This window comes from Hyunsoonleella ulvae, assembly GCF_016827605.1.
Classification (GTDB): domain Bacteria; phylum Bacteroidota; class Bacteroidia; order Flavobacteriales; family Flavobacteriaceae; genus Jejuia; species Jejuia ulvae.
Map to the genome: position 1 here is coordinate 75,160 of NZ_JAEPJQ010000007.1, position 17,850 is coordinate 93,009.

Genomic DNA, 17,850 nt, shown 5'->3' on the forward strand with positions numbered 1-17,850 from the left:
TTTTTTTATGATGAAAACACACTTTTCTTACTTTGATGACTGATAATTATTTTTTTAAATGGAAAAAAATACTGAAACTCTTCGAGATGCCCTAAACAAAAATTCATTTAAAATAAAACCAATTCTTTTAGAGTTAAAGAATTACAATTTTTTTCATTCTGTTCAGAATGAGGATAGAGATGACATCAATAACAGGTTTTTGGGGAGAAAAGCTATTATTGATCGTTTAAGGAGTTTTATCCATGAGACAAATAAAAATACGGGCACATATTTAGTTAGTGGGTTTAGAGGGATGGGGAAAACGTCTGTGGTAAACAAAGCTATTACTTCACTTAATCCAAAATCAAAGTTTTCTAGATTTTTTCTGCTTATTATCTCTTTATTGCCTCTTATAATATTTTTAGAGCCAGTTTTAGCTATTTACAAATATTTTTCGTCCAGTCTCATTAGTACTAAGTGGCTTGCTGATTTATGGGAAAACAATAGTATTGAAGACTTTTTTGTGTTGTTGTATAATGAATTTCCATCAACATATATATTGATGGTTAGTTTTTTACTCTTTTTGAGTATAATTTACTATTTCGGACACAGATCTCCAAGACGATTTCATCACAAAATGTGGGTAAAAAAAATTGGGGCAAAATTTTTAAGAGGATTTGAAGCTCTTTTTAATCCCAGGTTTTACCGACATAAGTATGTATTTCATAGGATAGCTAGATTGTGTGTCATTTATATAATTGTTGTCTTATTTTTTGTTTTGTACTACTCTTTTTATTTAGACAGGCATTGCACTGGTATAAGCTATTTCGAATTTTTTTGGTTTTTAGTGCATATTGTGATTATCTGGTACTTTTTGATTGATCTTTATGTTGAATCGATAAAGTATGCTAAGGGTAAAAAGTATAAAAGTGTTATAAGAAAGTATTGGTGTGTTATTGTAACGAAAATAATTTCAGCTACCTTATTGATAGCTGCTCTCTATGGTATTTTATACCTCCATTATCATGATACTGTTGTATACAGTATTTGGTTTAAGCTTGTTATAGTCTTCCTATATTTTGTTATCAAAGGCGTGTTGAAAATGTTAAATTCTGAGGCTAAAAGTAAAAACTACAATGTTTCACTTAATAGAGTTATTAACTTATTAGATTTTCAACATTACATTACAGTTAAGATTAATTTAGGTAAAGATAACCTTACTGAAAAAGATGTTTTAAAATATATAACTAATGAGCTTTACAGGGAATACCGAAAATGGTATTATAATTTTAAAAGTTTTAAACGATTATTGAATGTTTTTGTTTTATTTCTAATTTTTTATTTATCAAGTACAATAATATACCGTACTTTTTTGAGTAATGAGTTTACTAATTTTAGCATTGATGAATATAAAATCACTTACTTTTTTCCTAGTCAGGCACTATTGAAGAACGAAAATAAATTATGGAATTCAGACATCAAATTTTTATTTGAAAACGAAACCAGAAATTCCACAATAAAAGGATATAACAAGGATATTGATTCTTTTATTGGAGGTAATGGTAATATTGGTTATGAGAGATTAAGAGTAAGTAAAAGTATATTATCAGAGACAATAGAAATAACAAACAGAAATGATTCATTACGAAAACAAGAAATAGAGCATCAATCAGTATTAAATAAAACACTGGTGTATTTTGGTATGTTCTGTAATCAATTAGATTACATGACTTTTAAATTGTGGTATAAAATTAGATATACTCTATTGGGTGAGAGAGCTAGTAGACCAATACTAAATAAAACAGTAGAAGATAATAAATTACTGAGTTTGTCGAAATTGTATCCAAAAATTCCTGTGCTTTCTGTTTTCTTTTTTATGTTAGCATTATTTGTTTTCTATAGGCTGATACCTAGCCGTTTTCGTATAATTAAAAATCATTACTATTCATTAAAAGAGTTAAAGAGGCTTAAAACTGAAATTGATGCATCTATAGTTGTTGAACAAGGAGGTAGTGCGAATGGAGTAAAAAACAGCTTTCTTAACTATCTTAAAAGATCGAGTTATGCGCCATTAGAATCAAAAGATATTACTCAGAGACTCATACATATTTTAGATGATACTTCAAACATTTTATCCATTTTCACAAAAGTAAGGTTTATTGTGGTTTTTGATGAATTAGATAAAATTAACAGTAATCATAATACAGCAATAACAAATTTAGAGGATGAATTTGATGTAGAGAATAACGAGGTTAGATATCAGGCACGACGAAAAGAACGTATAGGTAGAATACTATCTAGTATGAAACATTTTTTGAATTCTGCCCATGCTAAGTTCATTTTTATTGCTGGGCGGGAAATGTATGATGCAGCTTTGGCGGGTATATCAGATAGAGAATCTAGTTTGGATAGTATATTTAATGATAATAAAATCTATGTAAACAGTTTTTATACGGAAGGAGAGGATAATAATTTAGCGGATATTTCAAGTATTACTGAACAGTATTTATGTCAATTTTTAATACCTGATTATTATTTAGCAACAGGATCAAAACACACACCATCTATCAAGATGTATAATACCTACCTGCAAGCTAAATCTAAAGCATTGGGATTGGAGAAGGAGGAAATAGTAAAAATTATAACAACTTTAAAAGATTTTGTTGTTTATTTAACCTATAGAAGTAATGGTGCTCCAAGAAAACTATCCAGCTTAATAGAGCAATATGTATTACCGGTATCACCATCTGAATTATCTGATTCAGAGGCTGACAGAAACATTATTGTTGGATCTAATGATGAAAATTTATTTTTAAAAATAGGGTTTTACGATCAGTATAAATTTAACCTAATCTCATATTTAACTTCTCCAATATTTCTTGGTTTAGGAAATTATATTCATGAATATAGTGATAAGCTTTTGGTGTCTATTAGTTATATGTTGGACCATATATTTAAGCATCATAAGTTTGGGTTGTCTTACAGGAATTTATCGTTAACTCCCGAAATTGTAGATATCAATAAAGAGCCACAGTTTAGGGAATTTCTTGATAAGCTTATTGGTTATCTTACTAAAAGTCATTTAAGACCAATTGTTAGTGGGATTTATGACTTTAAGTTTCACGGCAAAATAGAAGCAGAAATCAAATTTTTATCTAAAATCAATGAATTGGAAGCTGCTGCATTCAATTTTACTTTAGATGAATCCATTGAATTAAAACGTCATTTTAATAGAAGGTTGGAGTTTCTTAAACAAAAGGAAGCTGATACTATTATTCATAATAAGGAAGGTTATATAGAAGATTATATAAATAATGTTTCATTACTCCATATTATGATTGGAGATCTTCATTTTAATGATGAAGAATTTCATGAGGCAATAGTCCATTATATGGATGCAATCCAAATATTACGTCAAAAGCCTATAAAGGATATGACACTTTATGAGTTTATTGTTTTTACAAGAAATCAATTAAAACTTGGGTTGGCATTTGAAAAAAATAAAATGTTTGACAGTGCCTTAATGACATTTTCAGAATTAACAGATTTAGTGATAAGAAAACGTAATATTCCAGTTCGTAAACTAGGTTTGGCGAGGTTTATAATTAAAAAGAAAGATGTAAACGAATTTTTTTATGAAAAGTGGTACAATGAGGCGACACCAATCAGTGAAGATCAGAAAAAAAGAATGTCAAAATACAAGTCCGAACAAATTAGAAGTTTAGAAGAATTTGAAAAAAATGATGATAAACGAGAACTGGTTGTTATAGGTCGATTAAAACCAGAAATAGTAAAGACTTTAGATAACAACAATATTGACGGAGTAGAAAATTGGAAAATATTATATCCTTTAAAGGATATGGATGAGATATATGGTATTAAAGAATCTGATATATCAAAAAACTTAGAGCATATTGATATTAATTATAAACCATTAAAAAACTTTTATGCGCAATCCACAGGAGAGAATATTCGACTTTTATATCAACCCATCGTAGCAAAATTGCATTTAATAGAAAAGGCGAGTCCAGATAAGTTAAAAGATATAGATATTATTAGGGCAATTAAAGAGTTTAACTTTTTGAAGTTTACCTTAAAAACAACAGAAAAACGACTTATCGTTGCGGAATTTTACAATAAAATTGGAGATCTTTTGTATTTCAAAAATGGAACTTTAAATAAATGTTTAAAAAAGAAATTGTTTGATAATATAGATGAAATAGATCCTAAGTTTGTTAAAGAGGATATCAAGGACGAATCTAAATTGCTTTTAGTTACTCCCATAGATGCTACTTTGTTTTATATTAAATCATTAGCAATTTTATTGAAGCCTAATCATGATGTTAGTAATGAAAGAAAATCTAGAGACGATTTACCAATCATTAATTTTATTGATTATTATGGTATTAAGGATATAAAAGATGATACATGTTTATGTTTTGAAAGCTTTTTTAAGAATGACGTTAAAAGGAATTTTGATAAGGTCTTTGAAAAAGTAAAAGAGATGGTATCTACAAGCTCTTTTAAGGAAAGATATGCCATTGACTATTTATTCTCTATAGCAAATGGTATAGTAGATTTAGTTGAATGTTTAACCAGTTTTATTAATAAGTACAATAACAATACATATATCTATAAGTACAATTTAAACCCTAGTTTCATTTTTAAAGTGTTAAGGTTGCCACTTAGTGAAATACTTAATATGTATCATTATGCTAGTATGATTTATATTGAAATTCAAGAGTATAGATTGGCAAGGTCTCAAAAACTAAAAATTTTTTACATCTTAAATCAGTGCAGTATTGATAGTTTGAATAGCCTTGATCTTGAAAACTTAGATTTTGCAGATACAAAAAAGGAAAGGTTTTTGGTTCCAAAATTAGAAGCATTACTGGAAGAAACGATTATGCTATCCTATTCGGCGAATAATGAAACTTATTTTATTGAACATAAAAAAGTTAAGGAAATATTAGAGTGCAGTAATTATAATGATATATGTAAGAATAGTGCAATTTTATTGGAAACTATAGAATCTGTAGTGATTTATTGGCATTTTATTTTTAAAATAATAAAGAATGAAAATAAAATAGAGCACAAAAATATAATGGAGGATAGTGGAACCTTAAAAAAAGCTCTGGTAGATTTCGTAACAAAAAACATTGTAACAACGTCTACGATTACAGGAAAAAACAACAGGTTACTTTTGCTGTCGTTACTTGTTGAGTATAATAAATGGGTTTTTGAGAATGTTAGTGCTTGTAGTAATTTTAAAACGCGAGAAGAAGTGGAATTACGTTACGAAATTAAAGAATATTATAAAAGCTTAAATTTGGAAGGACTTCTAAAGAAAGAATTTTTAATATTGAATTCTATTGGAGCATGCAATGAGATCATAAAAACACATGATATATTTAGTGTGAATTATGTTACTACAAGTAATATAGATATAGCAAGAGCGCATTATCAAATGGCTTTTTGGTGTAAAAAATTTGAGGATTTACAGAAGGGCAAAAATTTAAAGGGAGATTACGATTTAAATGAGGAAGAGTTGAATTCACTGTTACAGGAAGAAATATTAAACTCAAATAACCTTAATTATATTGATCCTAATTATCATTACAGGTTGTCTCTTGATTACAATTGTAAAGTAAAAGATTTTCATACAAGAGGTAGTGCTTTATATTTATTTATTCAACCAATATCATATTTAGATGATTTTTACAATGATAATTTAGTGCATTTTTCAATTTCAATCGAAAGAAATATGCTGCAGAAAAACTATGTGAATAAAAAAATTCAAAACATAAAAGATAAAAATATGCCTTTTAATTTTAATAGCTTTTACAATAATTAAATTTTGTCTACTAAGTACTTGCCAGTTTCAGAGAGTTTTGATTTTATAATATCCTCAGGAGATCCAGAAGCAACTAGATTTCCACCTTCTTCGCCACCTTCAGGCCCTAAATCAATAATATGGTCAGCACATTTTATTAATTCCAAATTGTGCTCAACCACAATAATAGAATGGCCTTTTGCAATCAGGGCATTAAAGGATTTTAGGAGTTTTTGAATGTCATGAAAATGCAAACCTGTGGTAGGCTCGTCAAAAATAAATAAAGCTTTATCTTTAGTGTTGCCCTTTCCTAAAAACGATGCAAGTTTAATGCGTTGCGCTTCGCCACCAGAGAGGGTAGAAGAGCTTTGCCCTAGGGTAACATAGCCCAGACCAACATCTTGTAATGGCTGTAGTTTGTTTTTAATTTTATCCTGTTGGTTGGCACTAAAAAAACTTATGGCATCATCAATAGTGAGATTTAAAATGTCGTCGATGGATTTATCAGCGAATGTGACTTCTAATATTTCTTTTTTAAAACGTTTTCCGCCACAAGTCTCACATTCTAAATGTACATCAGCCATAAATTGCATTTCAATAGTAACTACTCCCTCGCCCTTGCAGGTTTCACAGCGTCCACCATCAACATTAAAAGAAAAGTGTTTTGCTTGGTAGTTTCTTATTTTACTAAGTTTTTGTTTGGCAAACAATGCACGTATATCGTCGTAAGCCTTGATGTAAGTAACAGGGTTAGAGCGAGAGGACCTTCCAATAGGGTTTTGGTCCACGAACTCAATATGCTTAATATTGCTAAAATTACCTTCTAAATTAGAAAATTGACCAGCTTTATCGCTAAAATCAGTCAGTTGTTTTTGTAGTGCAGGAAATAATATCTTTTTAACCAATGTGCTTTTTCCGCTACCTGAAACACCTGTCACTACTGTTAACATTTCCAGAGGGAATCGTACATCTATATTTTTTAAGTTATTTTCTCTAGCTCCTTTGATGTCAATATAATATTTTGAAGTTCTTCTTGTTTTAGGTACTTCAATTTTTATACTTTCATTTAAATATTGCGCAGTTAACGATTTAGATTTTAAAATGTCTTCGTAAGAACCGTTAGCAACAACCTTACCGCCAAAAGTACCTGCTTCAGGTCCAATATCTATAATGCTATTTGCAGCCTTCATGATATCCTCATCATGCTCAACCACAATTACCGTATTGCCTAAATCTCGTAACGACTGCAGTACGGAGATTAACAGTTCGGTATCCTTTGGGTGTAAGCCAATACTGGGTTCGTCAAGAATATACATAGAGCCAACCAAACTACTGCCCAGTGAAGTAGCGAGATTAATACGCTGACTTTCTCCACCAGAAAGCGTATTCGATTTTCGGTTTAAGGTTAAATAATCTAAACCTACATTAGCTAAAAAAGAAAGCCTATTATTAATTTCTTTTAACAAACGGTTAGCAATTTTTAGGTCGTAATCATTCAATTCCAGTTCCTTAAAAAATTGAACTAGCTTTTTTATTGGCATTTCAACCAAATCTGTAATAGTTACACCATTAATTTTCACATAATTAGCTTCAGGTCGTAAACGTTTGCCATTACAGGCTTTACATTTTGTTTTACCACGGTAACGTGACAACATTACTCTATTTTGGATTTTATAGGCTTTGGACTCTAATTCGGCAAAAAAGGAATTTAAGCCTTCAAAATATTCGTTCCCAGTCCACACAAGTTGTTTCTGTTCCTCAGACAGTTCAAAATAAGGCTTATGAATCGGGAAATTGAATTTATGCGAATTGTTTACCAACTGGTCTTTATACCAACTCATGCTTTCCCCTCGCCAAGGAAAAATGGCGCTTTCGTAAACGGAGAGCCCTGTGTTAGGTATCACTAAATCTTCGTCTATACCAATAATATCTCCATAACCCTCACATTTTGGGCATGCACCATACGGGTTATTAAAACTAAATAAATGTACGTTTGGTTCTAAAAACGATAAGCCATCAAGTTCAAATTTATTACTAAATGTTTGTTGTTTGCTATTATTTAGCGATTCAACACAACATGTACCCTTACCCTCAAAGAATGCAGTTTGTACTGCGTCAGCTAAACGATTTTTAAAATCTTCTTCATGTTTAACAACTATTCTGTCTATTACCAAAGCAATGTTTTTCTCGTTTTTGGGAAGTGAAGCAATCTCATCTATTCTTAAAACATCGTTTTTAACTTTTACTCTAGCATACCCTTGCTGCTGTAAGGTCTTTAGTTTATCCTCTAAAGCGCGTCCCTCTTCGAGATGTATAGGGGCTAGTAGCAATAGCTTTTCACGTTCAGGAAAAGACATAATGTGATTAAGAACATCAGTAACAGTATTTTTTTTAACCTCATTGCCCGAAATAGGAGAGTAGGTCTTTCCTATTCTAGCAAATAGGAGTTTTAAATAATCATAAATTTCTGTTGTAGTGCCAACAGTAGATCTCGGATTTGTAGAATTTACCTTCTGTTCTATTGCAATAGCGGGCGCAATCCCCTTAATATAGTCTACTTTAGGCTTGTTCAATCTTCCTAAAAACTGCCGCGCATAACTAGATAAACTTTCTACATAGCGTCTTTGCCCCTCGGCATACAAAGTGTCAAATGCTAAACTAGATTTTCCAGAACCAGATAGCCCCGTAATCACTACCAACTCATTTCTGGGAATTACAACATCAATGTTTTTAAGGTTATGCAATCTTGCACCTTTTATAATGATGTTTTCTTTGGGGTCTACTTCAGAAATTGCAGTATTCATAGGCTTTTAAAGGAATAATTTTGCAAAGATACTATAAGTAAGTGAGCTTAAAAAATGAAGTATAACGAGGGTAAATATTAAAAAAAGATGTTAATTTTTGCTTTTTAGGAATGATTGTTGTTATATTTGAATTGTTAATAACTTTTTTTAAAATACTTGTCTATAGCATAATATTACTTTTAAAAACGAATAACCCCAAAGCCCGAAGTCTAGCTTCGTGCATTAAAAGTAATTATTATGCAAAGAGAACTTATAACCGATGCTGTTTTAGTAAGTAGCTACATTAAAGGACAAGAAAATGCGCTTGAAACCCTAATAACAAGGCACAAACACAAAATTTACAGTTTTATTTACTCTAAAGTTTATGATAAGGATATCGCCGAAGATATTTTTCAGGATACCTTTATTAAAGTAATACGCACTTTAAAACGAGGTTCGTACAACGAAGAAGGCAAGTTTTTGCCCTGGGTAATGCGTATAGCGCACAATTTAGTAATAGACTATTTTAGAAAAAGTAATAGGATGCCTAAATTCGATAACACAGGGGAGTTTAGTATTTTTTCTGTACTGAGTGATAATGCGCTTAATGCAGAGAAAAGCATTATTAAAGAGCAGGTTGAGAGTGATGTTAGACGATTGGTGGACGAACTGCCCCAAGATCAAAAGGAAGTGCTATTAATGCGTATTTATAATGATATGAGTTTTAAGGAAATATCAGAAAGAACAGGAGTTAGCATTAATACAGCGCTAGGAAGAATGCGTTATGCACTTATTAATTTGCGCAAAATAATAGACAAGCACAATATTGTTTTAACTAATTAAATATATTTTCAGTTAGGGCATTCCCCTCGATTAAACTTTAGGTTTAGTAAAACAACCAGGCGTGCTCGGGTCGGGCTTTCCGCGCTACACGGTAGCTAGCTACAATCCCTAATGCGGGTACAGGTAAATTAAAAACATAAAATTTAAGATTTTCTTTAAGGGTAGTTAAAAAAAGTATAGATATTTAGATATTGCTTTTTCAGGGTAACACAATATTAATTAATTTATGGCGTTATTGTTTTTGAATTAACCCTTAATACAATCAAATGGCAAAAATTTACTCTGAGAATTCACTTAAAAAAAACAAACATCTAGAGCCAAAGGAAGAAACGATAGCTTTTCTTTTAAATTACTCAAAGGCTCTAAAGGTTGAAAACGGAAAGCAAAAGAAGTATGAGTTGCTTCTCAACTAAAACAAAAAATCCTGATTTGTTTAAAATCAGGATTTTTTATTTTTATAATATTCCTTAATAACAGATTTCCTACCAATAGTCTTGGTGATCACATCCTTTTCTAAATCCCAACCACGAGCTGGAGAATATTCGCGACCGTACCAAATAATTTGTAAGTGTAAATCGTTCCATAACTCTTTTGGGAATAAGCGTTTAGCATCTTTTTCGGTCTGTACAACATTTTTACCAGAGCTTAAATTCCAACGGTACATTAAACGATGTATATGTGTGTCTACAGGAAAAGCAGGTACGCCAAAGGCTTGAGACATTACCACGCTGGCTGTTTTATGACCCACAGCAGGCAAGGCTTCAAGCGCTTCAAAACTCTGTGGCACTTTACCGTTGTGTTCCTCAATTAAAATTTTAGATAAACCATGTATGCCTTTACTTTTCATGGGAGATAACCCCACTGGTTTTATGATATCCCTAATTTCTTCAACCGAAAGTTTAATCATATCATAAGGGTTGTCTGCCACTTCAAAAAGCAGTGGCGTGATTTGATTTACGCGCACATCTGTACTTTGGGCAGACATTAAAACAGCAATTAAAAGTGTGTATGGGTCTTTATGGTCCAAAGGGATGGGAATGTGTGGGTAAATCTTGTTTAACGTTTTTATAACAAAGTCAACACTTTCTTGTTTAGTCATTAGGTCGTATTTTTGTAAAACGAAGTTAATAAATTATTAAACAAAAAAGATTGGTATGACAACATTAAAAGCAGGGGATAAAGCACCCGATTTTAAAGCACTCGATGAACAAGGCAACACAATAAAACTAAGTGATTACAGTGGGAAGAAGCTAGTGGTTTTCTTCTATCCTAAGGCAAGTACACCAGGTTGTACAGCTGAGGCATGCGATTTAAATGATAATTTTGAGCGTTTTCAAGCCCAAGGTTATGAGATTTTAGGTGTAAGTGCAGATAGTGCCAAAAGGCAATCTAATTTTAAAAACAAATATGGTTTTAAGTATCCCTTACTTGCAGATGAAGATAAATCCGTAATTGAGGCTTTTGGTGTATGGGGGCCTAAAAAATTTATGGGTAAGGAATATGATGGTATCCATCGCACTACCTTTATTATTGATGAAAATGGTATTATAGAGGAGGTAATAACCAAAGTAAAAACCAAAGCACATGCTGCGCAAATATTAGATGCATAAAAAAAAGAGCCATTTGGCTCTTTTTTTTATGGTTTCTTTTTAGTAGCAGCTCTACGTTTTAGGGTTAGTGGTTTTAAAGGTCTTCTAGTGTAGCCAAATAACCTGTAATCCTTAATTAAGTCTGCGGTACCTTCAGGAAGCATATTTTCCCATCCAGTTTCTCCTTTTTCAATCATTTTTAAGGCTTCTCTGGAGAAAATATTCATAATGCTTTCGTCATAGTCTTCAATATCAATAACTTTTCCATTGTATTTAAAGAATTTGTACAATTCTTTCATACGTGGGTATACTTTTAAATTCTCACTATTAATGAGTTCCCCAGTTTTAGGATCAAACATGGGGTATAGGTATACTTTTAAGTCTTTAAAGAATAATTTACCAAATGCTTCAAGGATACCTCCACTTATATGCCTGTAGTATTTCTCATCAAAAATATCTATCAAGTTACTCACACCCATAGCTAATCCCATTCTAGCCTTGGTATAATTAGAGAAGTACTCTACAACTTTGTAATATTCCTGGAAATTAGAAATCATTACAGATTGTCCAAGGGCACACAACAAATCAGCTCTATCGATAAAATCCTGTTCATCTATTTTTCCTTCAGCACGTAAGTTTGATAAGGTAATTTCAAAAACAACTACCGTTTTATCTTTATCAACCTTTTTTTCTTGTATAAACATGTCATAAGACTTTTTATACATGGCCATATTTACTTTGGTAACAGGCCTAAAACTTCCTCTGAGCGCAAGAATATTTTTTTTGTAGAAAATTCGAGCTGGTAAAACATTATTACCGTCAGGTCCGAAAACAACAGCATCTGTCATACCATTTTTAACAAGCTGTAAACTCATTAATCGGTTATCGACATGTTTAAAAACAGGTCCTGAAAAATTTATTGTATCAATTTCTAACTGGTCTTTGTCCAGATGGTCGTATAGGTACCTTAGGAGTTTTTTCGGCTCGTTGTATTTGTAAAACGCACCATATATTAGGTTTGTTCCAAGTACTCCTAGGGTTTCTTGTTGTAAACGGGCATCAGTTTCCTTAAATCTAATATGAAGAATGATCTCGTTGTAGTCTGCACCAGCTTCTACTTGGTATTTAATGCCAACCCAACCATGACCTTTAAACTGTTTTGCAAAATCTATAGTGGCTACAGTATTGGCATAAGTAAAAAATATTTTATCTGGGTTTCTGTCTCTTGTGATACGCTCTTCCATTAGAGCCATCTCATGGGTAAGCATTTTCCGTAGTCTAGACTCAGTAACATAGCGCCTATCATCTTCTATTCCGTAGATGGCGTCACTAAAATCCTTATCATAGGCAGACATGGCTTTTGCAATTGTACCAGAGGCACCACCAGCTCTAAAAAAATGCCTTGCAGTTTCCTGTCCAGCACCAATTTCGGCAAATGTTCCGTAAATGTTTTCGTTAAGGTTTATTCTAAGAGCTTTAGATTTTAATGAAGGAATATCATCAAATTCTCTGTCGCCTTGTATGCTAATTTCCATAAGCAATATAGGTTAATACAATTTTAGGTAAAGATACCAAATAACCATAGTTTACAAAAAAATAACCTTATTTTTGTTTGGTAAAATCATTGTTTTGAAAGTCACTTTTTTAGGTACTGGCACATCGCAAGGTATTCCTGTAATAGGTAGTAAACATCCTGTTTGTTTAAGTGGAGATGCTAGGGATAAACGGCTAAGAACATCGGTATTAGTAGAATGGGAGAATGGTAGTTATGTAATTGACTGCGGCCCAGATTTTAGGCAACAAATGTTACGTTGCGGATGCGAAAAAATTGATGGTATTTTATTTACTCACGAACATTCTGATCATGTTTTAGGATTAGATGATATTAGGCCTTTCTATTTCAAACAGGGCGATATCTCTATTTATGCACAAAAACGAGTGCTAAAGTCACTCAAGAAACGATTTGACTATATATTTAAAACCGAAAATAAATACCCTGGGGCGCCTTCGGTATCCATCCATAGACTAAAGAATAAAAGTTTTAAACTAAAAGATTTAGAGGTAATACCTGTAAAAGGTTTTCATTACAAACTAAGTGTTTATGGTTTTAGATTTAAAGACTTTTGTTACACTACTGATTTAAAATCAATGAAGCCTAAGGAGATGGAAAAAATAAAAGGAGTAAAAGTACTTGTTGTTAACGCTTTAAGAATAGAACAGCATTATTCTCATTTTAATCTAGAAGAAGCTTTAATCTTTATTGCCGCAATCAACCCTGAACGTGCTTATTTAACGCATATTAGCCATAAGTTAGGATTTCATGCTGAAGTAGAAAAACAGTTGCCTAAAAATGTGTTTTTAGCTTATGATAATTTAGAAATTACAATATAAAAGATGAAGCAAAAAATTTTTATGTACCTGTTTGTGTTTGCTGTTTTGCTTGTTATTTTTCAATATGCAAATGCTAAACGTGTTTTTGAAGACCAAAATCGGAAATTAGAGAATTATAAATTAAAAACAGAAAGGTTGACGGATTCCTTGTCTGTGCTTCAAAATGAAATGCTTAATCTAACACATTTTAATCTAGAGCGAAATGAGGATGCGCTTAGCTATTTTGAAAAAGATGGTTACGATATAAGTACACTAATTCCGCTTATTAAGGATGAGATTTACAGTACCAATGAGGTTAAGGGGCAACATCCTATAGTGCCTTATGCGTCTTCAGAAGGTAGAAAGATGCTCATAAATACTGTAAAGTTTTTGAATCACAAGTGGTTTATAGCTGATTTTTCAGATGGGGAATACTGGGGAGAAGTTTTAGTTAATTATTATGTGAATGATGATAAAACTATCGATTTTGAATTGACAGAATCCTTTTTGTATCCTTTCGATTAGCTATTCTATCCTGTAAGCAATACCTTTAGCTTTTTTAATCTCTCCTACATAAGAATATTCAAACGTATACGAAGAATCAGTTGTTTCAAGGATTTTTAGATGAACATCCTTTTGTTCTGCCATGTTTTTGGGGTGTATTGTCCTAAAAATCACTTCGCAATCATTTATCCACCTTATTTCTGATGAATCTGTATGGGTGTTGTATGTTTCGATTTGTAGTTTTTCAGTTCTGGTAAAATAAGATTTATAAACAACATCATTAATGGTAGATTCGCTATAAAACTCCCCTGTTTTAAAATCTTTACAACTACGTTCAACTTTATAACAGGAAACCGTTAAAACCAAAGATAAGCAAAGCAAGATTTTTTTCATTTAGAACAATTTATTGCAAAGCTACAAACTAGAAGTTTATTTTTCGAAGTTTTCAAAACTACCATCAGAATAAAAAATAACAATACGTTCAATTTTCTTTTCATGAGATGTTTTAAGCGTTGTAATTTGTTTTGGGGTGTTTTGTTGGGTTGGGGTAGGTATGGGGTGTTTTTCTATCTCATGTGTTTTTGGGAACGTGCCTTTGCCATTTAACAGCCAATATAATTCTACCTCAGGAAATGATGAAAGTACTTTTAAAACAAACTCTAAACTTGGCTTATTTCTACCAGATAATATGTGCGAAATACTGGAGCGTTGCACACCTATTTTTTCAGCAAAAGAAGAAGCAGATTCGCTGTAATATTCCATGACTTTTTGAAGTCTTTTGGTAAATTCTTCGCTGTTTATCATTGTAAATTGATATCAAGATAGATTTGTTGTTACAAATGTAACAAAAAGCTTTTAATTGTACTTAAAACAAGTTGTGTAGTTTAGTTTTAAATTAACTTTATTGTTTAATTAAAATATTATAATATTCTAATTTATTGATATTTATTATATAAAAAATTAAAATAGTTAAATTTTAGCTTACACAGTTGGAAGAAGTATTTCATTTTGTTTACCAAATTAAACAAACGTGTCAAAAACATGTGTTTACAATTGTAAAAATCGAAATGTTTACTTTTGTACACCAAATAAAAGTTATGGAAATTTCAGACTTACAATTACTATTTAAAAATCATAAGGAATTATCGCTTTTTCATAGGTATATAACCAATGAAAAAATAGTGCCGCTATTATCTAGATTTAAGACAAAAGCAAAGGTGGAAATCGTGGGAAAATCGGTTTTAGAAAATGACATTTATTCAATTAAAATTGGTAATGGTAATAAGCGAATTTTAATGTGGTCTCAAATGCATGGAAATGAATCTACCACAACTAAAGCTATTTTTGATTTTTTGAATTTATGTATTTCTGAAAGTGATATTGCTAATAAAATTTTAGATAGTTGTACACTTTGTATTATACCTATTCTAAATCCCGATGGTGCCGAGGTATACACGCGTGTAAATGCCAATGCTGTGGATTTAAATCGTGATGCGCAGAGCAGGGCACAACCGGAAAGTGTAATTTTAAGGAAGGTTTTTGAGAGTTTTAAGCCTCATTTTTGTTACAACTTGCATGGGCAGCGTACCATTTTTAGTGCAGGAAATACTAATAAATCAGCTACGATATCCTTTTTAGCCCCAGCACAAGATAAAGAGTGTACTATTACTCCAACAAGAAAGATTGCTATGGAAGTTATTGCAGAAATGAATAGCTGTTTACAAAAAATTATTCCAGAACAGGTTGGAGTATACGATGATGCCTTTAACATTAATTGTGTTGGAGATACGTTTCAAACTGAAAATGTTCCTACTATTTTATTTGAAGCAGGTCATTTTCATGATGATTATGCGAGAGACATAACTCGAGAACTCATTTTTATATCCTACTTAACGTCTCTGTATTATATTTCTACCAATAATGTTGAAGGTAAAAACTATGCGGCGTACTTAGATATTCCTGAAAACAAAAAGTTGTTTTTTGATGTTATCATAAGAAAAGCTCGCCTTCAAAAACACGACAAAGAGACTGTTGATTTAGCTTTCCAGTTTGAGGAGCGTTTGCGGGAGGGTAAAATAGAATTTATACCAATATTGAAAAAAATAGATGGGCTATCTGATAATTATGCGCATAACCAGATTGATGCTGAAGGCTCAGTAATATCTAATTTAGAAGGGAAAGTATTAGAAATAGACAGCGAAAACGTTTTCGTAAAATTGAATAATAAAGAAATCGCATTATTTTCAAAATAAAGCACATTAAATATGAGTATTCTTTATAAAAAATGTATTATTTTTGGGTTTTATTTAAGAATAGTTCATTATGGGGAAAATTAAACTAGACGAAATTGATCATCAAATTCTTGATATGTTGATAGACAATACAAGAATACCATTTACTGATATTGCAAAAAAGCTTTTAATTTCAGCGGGAACTGTACATGTGCGCGTAAAGAAAATGGAAGAATCAGGTATTATCAGGGGTTCATCTCTAACACTAGATTACAAAAAACTGGGTTATTCTTTTATTGCCTATGTTGGTGTGTACCTAAACAATACCTCCCAAACTCAATTTGTCTTGGAACGTATAAATGAAATACCATTTGTTACTGTGGCACATATCACTACAGGTAAGTTTAATATTTTTTGTAAAGTAAGAGCAAGGAATACAGAGCATGCCAAAGAGGTAATATTTAAGCTTGATGAAATTGAGGGGGTATATCGTACAGAAACCATGATATCTCTTGAAGAAAGTATTAACGATAAGAAAAGACTAATGCACTCTATATTTAATGAGATGTAGCATGTAGTTCATAATATGCATCAAAAAAAGCTCCATTGTGGAGCTTTTTTTATTTTTTAAGATTTTTTTTCACAACAAAAACAATTGTTTGCTTTGTAAAAGCCTCTTTTATGAAGTGATTGAATTATACGCTCTTTGAGTTTCAATGTAAAAACTTCTTTTTTTGTATATCCAAAATTACTTATACTAATAGATGTGTCTAATGACTGTACATAGTGCCACCAATTTTGAGGGACGAACAAAACATCGCCTGGTTCTAAAATGGCAATTTTAAATGGGTTATCTTCGAATTCTGGATATTTATTAGCGTCAAAATTATTTATATCAACCTCACTGGCCACAGCACCGTAAATATGTTTTTTACTTGGGTACATGGTTTGGTTATGTTTAGGTGAGCAGATTATAAACATTTTTCTCCCTTTTATTTGAGCATAAACATTGTTTGCGGTATCAGCATGAAAACCAGAAATGGTTCCCTTAGGTCCAATCCAAGCACTTATATCATTAACTTTTGTGTGCTTTTCAAAAAAAGAGAAATCGATATCTTCTTTTAAATGAGGGAAATAATTAAAAATATCTAAGGTAGTAAGGTAATCAGTTATTTTTTTGTTGTTAGATTCTGCATCTTTAAGTTTCTGTATGTAATCTTTCAAAGATGCTTGGTAATATCTGTTATCATCTTGTATAAAGTTTTCAGAAAGTAAATAAATATCTTTGTCTTCTTGTAAGTCAAGAAAAAAATCTAGATTCCATTTTTTTGTAGCTCCCCAATCTTTGGCATGGCCTTTTATTAAAACTGGAGTTTTTGATGAAAAATAATCACTTTTAAAGGTATTGGCATCTATCGTAAAAATTTCTTTTACAGAACTTGCATTCTGTCTAATTCGGGGTGTTATATTCATTTTTAACAGATTTATACTCAAAATTAGCTTATTTATTTGTATCCCTTTCTTTTTTTGGATTAATGGTAGAATATTACGATTAGGAAATTATACAAATAGTAAAATTGTAATGGTTAAACGTGTATTTAAAATGAGTTAATTGTAGTTTACAGAAAAGTTTTGCAATTTATGCGTATATAAAACATATTTGAGGATTAAATTTTTGAACTCAGTTAAATATGGTTTTTAACTCTTTAGAATTTTTT

14 protein-coding genes are annotated in these 17,850 nt (G+C 31.3%); 8 read left to right on the top strand and 6 right to left on the bottom strand.

Annotation, left to right across the window (positions count from 1 at the left end):
- The first annotated feature begins 58 nt into the window (after positions 1–58).
- Positions 59–5,833, top strand: coding sequence for an ATP-binding protein (locus tag JS605_RS15595; protein WP_203258655.1), 5,775 nt, complete (start codon positions 59–61; stop codon positions 5,831–5,833).
- Here the strand turns inward: JS605_RS15595 and uvrA are convergent.
- The gene (gene uvrA, locus JS605_RS15600; protein ID WP_203258656.1) at positions 5,830–8,616 is read right to left on the bottom strand and encodes an excinuclease ABC subunit UvrA; all 2,787 of its coding nucleotides are present in this window, start codon (positions 8,614–8,616) and stop codon (positions 5,830–5,832) included. The genes JS605_RS15595 and uvrA overlap by 4 nt on opposite strands.
- Before the next feature lie 237 nt (positions 8,617–8,853).
- Here uvrA and JS605_RS15605 point away from each other — a divergent pair, with 237 nt between their 5' ends.
- On the top strand, positions 8,854–9,438 hold the full coding sequence (locus tag JS605_RS15605) for an RNA polymerase sigma factor (protein WP_203258657.1): 585 nt from the start codon (positions 8,854–8,856) through the stop codon (positions 9,436–9,438).
- A 266-nt stretch (positions 9,439–9,704) separates the two neighbouring features.
- The gene (locus JS605_RS15610; RefSeq protein ID WP_203258658.1) at positions 9,705–9,851 is read left to right on the top strand and encodes a hypothetical protein; all 147 of its coding nucleotides are present in this window, start codon (positions 9,705–9,707) and stop codon (positions 9,849–9,851) included.
- A 26-nt stretch (positions 9,852–9,877) separates the two neighbouring features.
- Here the strand turns inward: JS605_RS15610 and JS605_RS15615 are convergent, their stop codons facing one another.
- Positions 9,878–10,537: an endonuclease III domain-containing protein gene (locus JS605_RS15615; RefSeq protein ID WP_203258659.1), complete on the bottom strand. Its 660-nt coding sequence runs from the start codon at positions 10,535–10,537 to the stop codon at positions 9,878–9,880.
- Positions 10,538–10,592: 55 nt separating this feature from the next.
- Here JS605_RS15615 and bcp point away from each other — a divergent pair, with 55 nt between their 5' ends.
- A complete protein-coding gene (gene bcp, locus JS605_RS15620) occupies positions 10,593–11,048 on the top strand; it encodes a thioredoxin-dependent thiol peroxidase (RefSeq protein WP_203258660.1) in 456 nt (151 codons plus the stop codon).
- Positions 11,049–11,074: 26 nt separating this feature from the next.
- Here bcp and JS605_RS15625 read toward each other — a convergent pair whose 3' ends face one another.
- Entirely contained in the window at positions 11,075–12,562 is a 1,488-nt protein-coding gene (locus JS605_RS15625) for a TonB-dependent receptor (protein WP_203258661.1), read from the bottom strand.
- A gap of 94 nt (positions 12,563–12,656) precedes the next feature.
- Here JS605_RS15625 and JS605_RS15630 point away from each other — a divergent pair, with 94 nt between their 5' ends.
- Both JS605_RS15630 and JS605_RS15635 read left to right on the top strand, forming a co-directional pair.
- Positions 12,657–13,418, top strand: a complete 762-nt coding sequence (locus tag JS605_RS15630) for an MBL fold metallo-hydrolase (protein WP_203258662.1) — start codon at positions 12,657–12,659, stop codon at positions 13,416–13,418.
- A 3-nt stretch (positions 13,419–13,421) separates the two neighbouring features.
- Entirely contained in the window at positions 13,422–13,922 is a 501-nt protein-coding gene (locus JS605_RS15635) for a hydrolase (RefSeq protein ID WP_203258663.1), read from the top strand.
- Here the strand turns inward: JS605_RS15635 and JS605_RS15640 are convergent, their stop codons facing one another.
- Together JS605_RS15640 and JS605_RS15645 are read right to left on the bottom strand one after the other, a co-directional pair.
- Positions 13,923–14,294: a DNA topoisomerase IV gene (locus JS605_RS15640; protein ID WP_203258664.1), complete on the bottom strand. Its 372-nt coding sequence runs from the start codon at positions 14,292–14,294 to the stop codon at positions 13,923–13,925.
- 36 nt (positions 14,295–14,330) lie between these two features.
- Positions 14,331–14,705 carry a helix-turn-helix domain-containing protein gene (locus JS605_RS15645; protein WP_203258665.1) on the bottom strand — a complete coding sequence of 125 codons (375 nt, stop codon included), beginning with the start codon at positions 14,703–14,705 and terminating at the stop codon, positions 14,331–14,333.
- A 293-nt stretch (positions 14,706–14,998) separates the two neighbouring features.
- Between JS605_RS15645 and JS605_RS15650 the strand changes: the two genes are divergently transcribed.
- Together JS605_RS15650 and JS605_RS15655 are read left to right on the top strand one after the other, a co-directional pair.
- On the top strand, positions 14,999–16,153 hold the full coding sequence (locus JS605_RS15650; protein ID WP_203258666.1) for a M14 family zinc carboxypeptidase: 1,155 nt from the start codon (positions 14,999–15,001) through the stop codon (positions 16,151–16,153).
- Between the two features lie 70 nt (positions 16,154–16,223).
- Positions 16,224–16,703, top strand: a complete 480-nt coding sequence (locus JS605_RS15655; RefSeq protein WP_130935936.1) for an Lrp/AsnC family transcriptional regulator — start codon at positions 16,224–16,226, stop codon at positions 16,701–16,703.
- Between the two features lie 56 nt (positions 16,704–16,759).
- On the opposite strand, the gene JS605_RS15660 is transcribed toward JS605_RS15655, so the two are convergent.
- Positions 16,760–17,605 carry a cupin-like domain-containing protein gene (locus JS605_RS15660; RefSeq protein ID WP_203258667.1) on the bottom strand — a complete coding sequence of 282 codons (846 nt, stop codon included), beginning with the start codon at positions 17,603–17,605 and terminating at the stop codon, positions 16,760–16,762.
- Between the last annotated feature and the right edge of the window lie 245 nt (positions 17,606–17,850).

Coding starts and splice junctions, on each gene's coding strand:
- JS605_RS15615 (WP_203258659.1), bottom strand. CDS start 10,537: ATGACTAAACAAGAAAGTGTTGACTTTGTTATAAAAACGTTAAACAAG.
- JS605_RS15595 (WP_203258655.1), top strand. CDS start 59: ATGGAAAAAAATACTGAAACTCTTCGAGATGCCCTAAACAAAAATTCA.
- bcp (WP_203258660.1), top strand. CDS start 10,593: ATGACAACATTAAAAGCAGGGGATAAAGCACCCGATTTTAAAGCACTC.
- uvrA (WP_203258656.1), bottom strand. CDS start 8,616: ATGAATACTGCAATTTCTGAAGTAGACCCCAAAGAAAACATCATTATA.
- JS605_RS15655 (WP_130935936.1), top strand. CDS start 16,224: ATGGGGAAAATTAAACTAGACGAAATTGATCATCAAATTCTTGATATG.
- JS605_RS15635 (WP_203258663.1), top strand. CDS start 13,422: ATGAAGCAAAAAATTTTTATGTACCTGTTTGTGTTTGCTGTTTTGCTT.
- JS605_RS15645 (WP_203258665.1), bottom strand. CDS start 14,705: ATGATAAACAGCGAAGAATTTACCAAAAGACTTCAAAAAGTCATGGAA.
- JS605_RS15660 (WP_203258667.1), bottom strand. CDS start 17,605: ATGAATATAACACCCCGAATTAGACAGAATGCAAGTTCTGTAAAAGAA.
- JS605_RS15650 (WP_203258666.1), top strand. CDS start 14,999: ATGGAAATTTCAGACTTACAATTACTATTTAAAAATCATAAGGAATTA.
- JS605_RS15610 (WP_203258658.1), top strand. CDS start 9,705: ATGGCAAAAATTTACTCTGAGAATTCACTTAAAAAAAACAAACATCTA.
- JS605_RS15640 (WP_203258664.1), bottom strand. CDS start 14,294: ATGAAAAAAATCTTGCTTTGCTTATCTTTGGTTTTAACGGTTTCCTGT.
- JS605_RS15625 (WP_203258661.1), bottom strand. CDS start 12,562: ATGGAAATTAGCATACAAGGCGACAGAGAATTTGATGATATTCCTTCA.
- JS605_RS15605 (WP_203258657.1), top strand. CDS start 8,854: ATGCAAAGAGAACTTATAACCGATGCTGTTTTAGTAAGTAGCTACATT.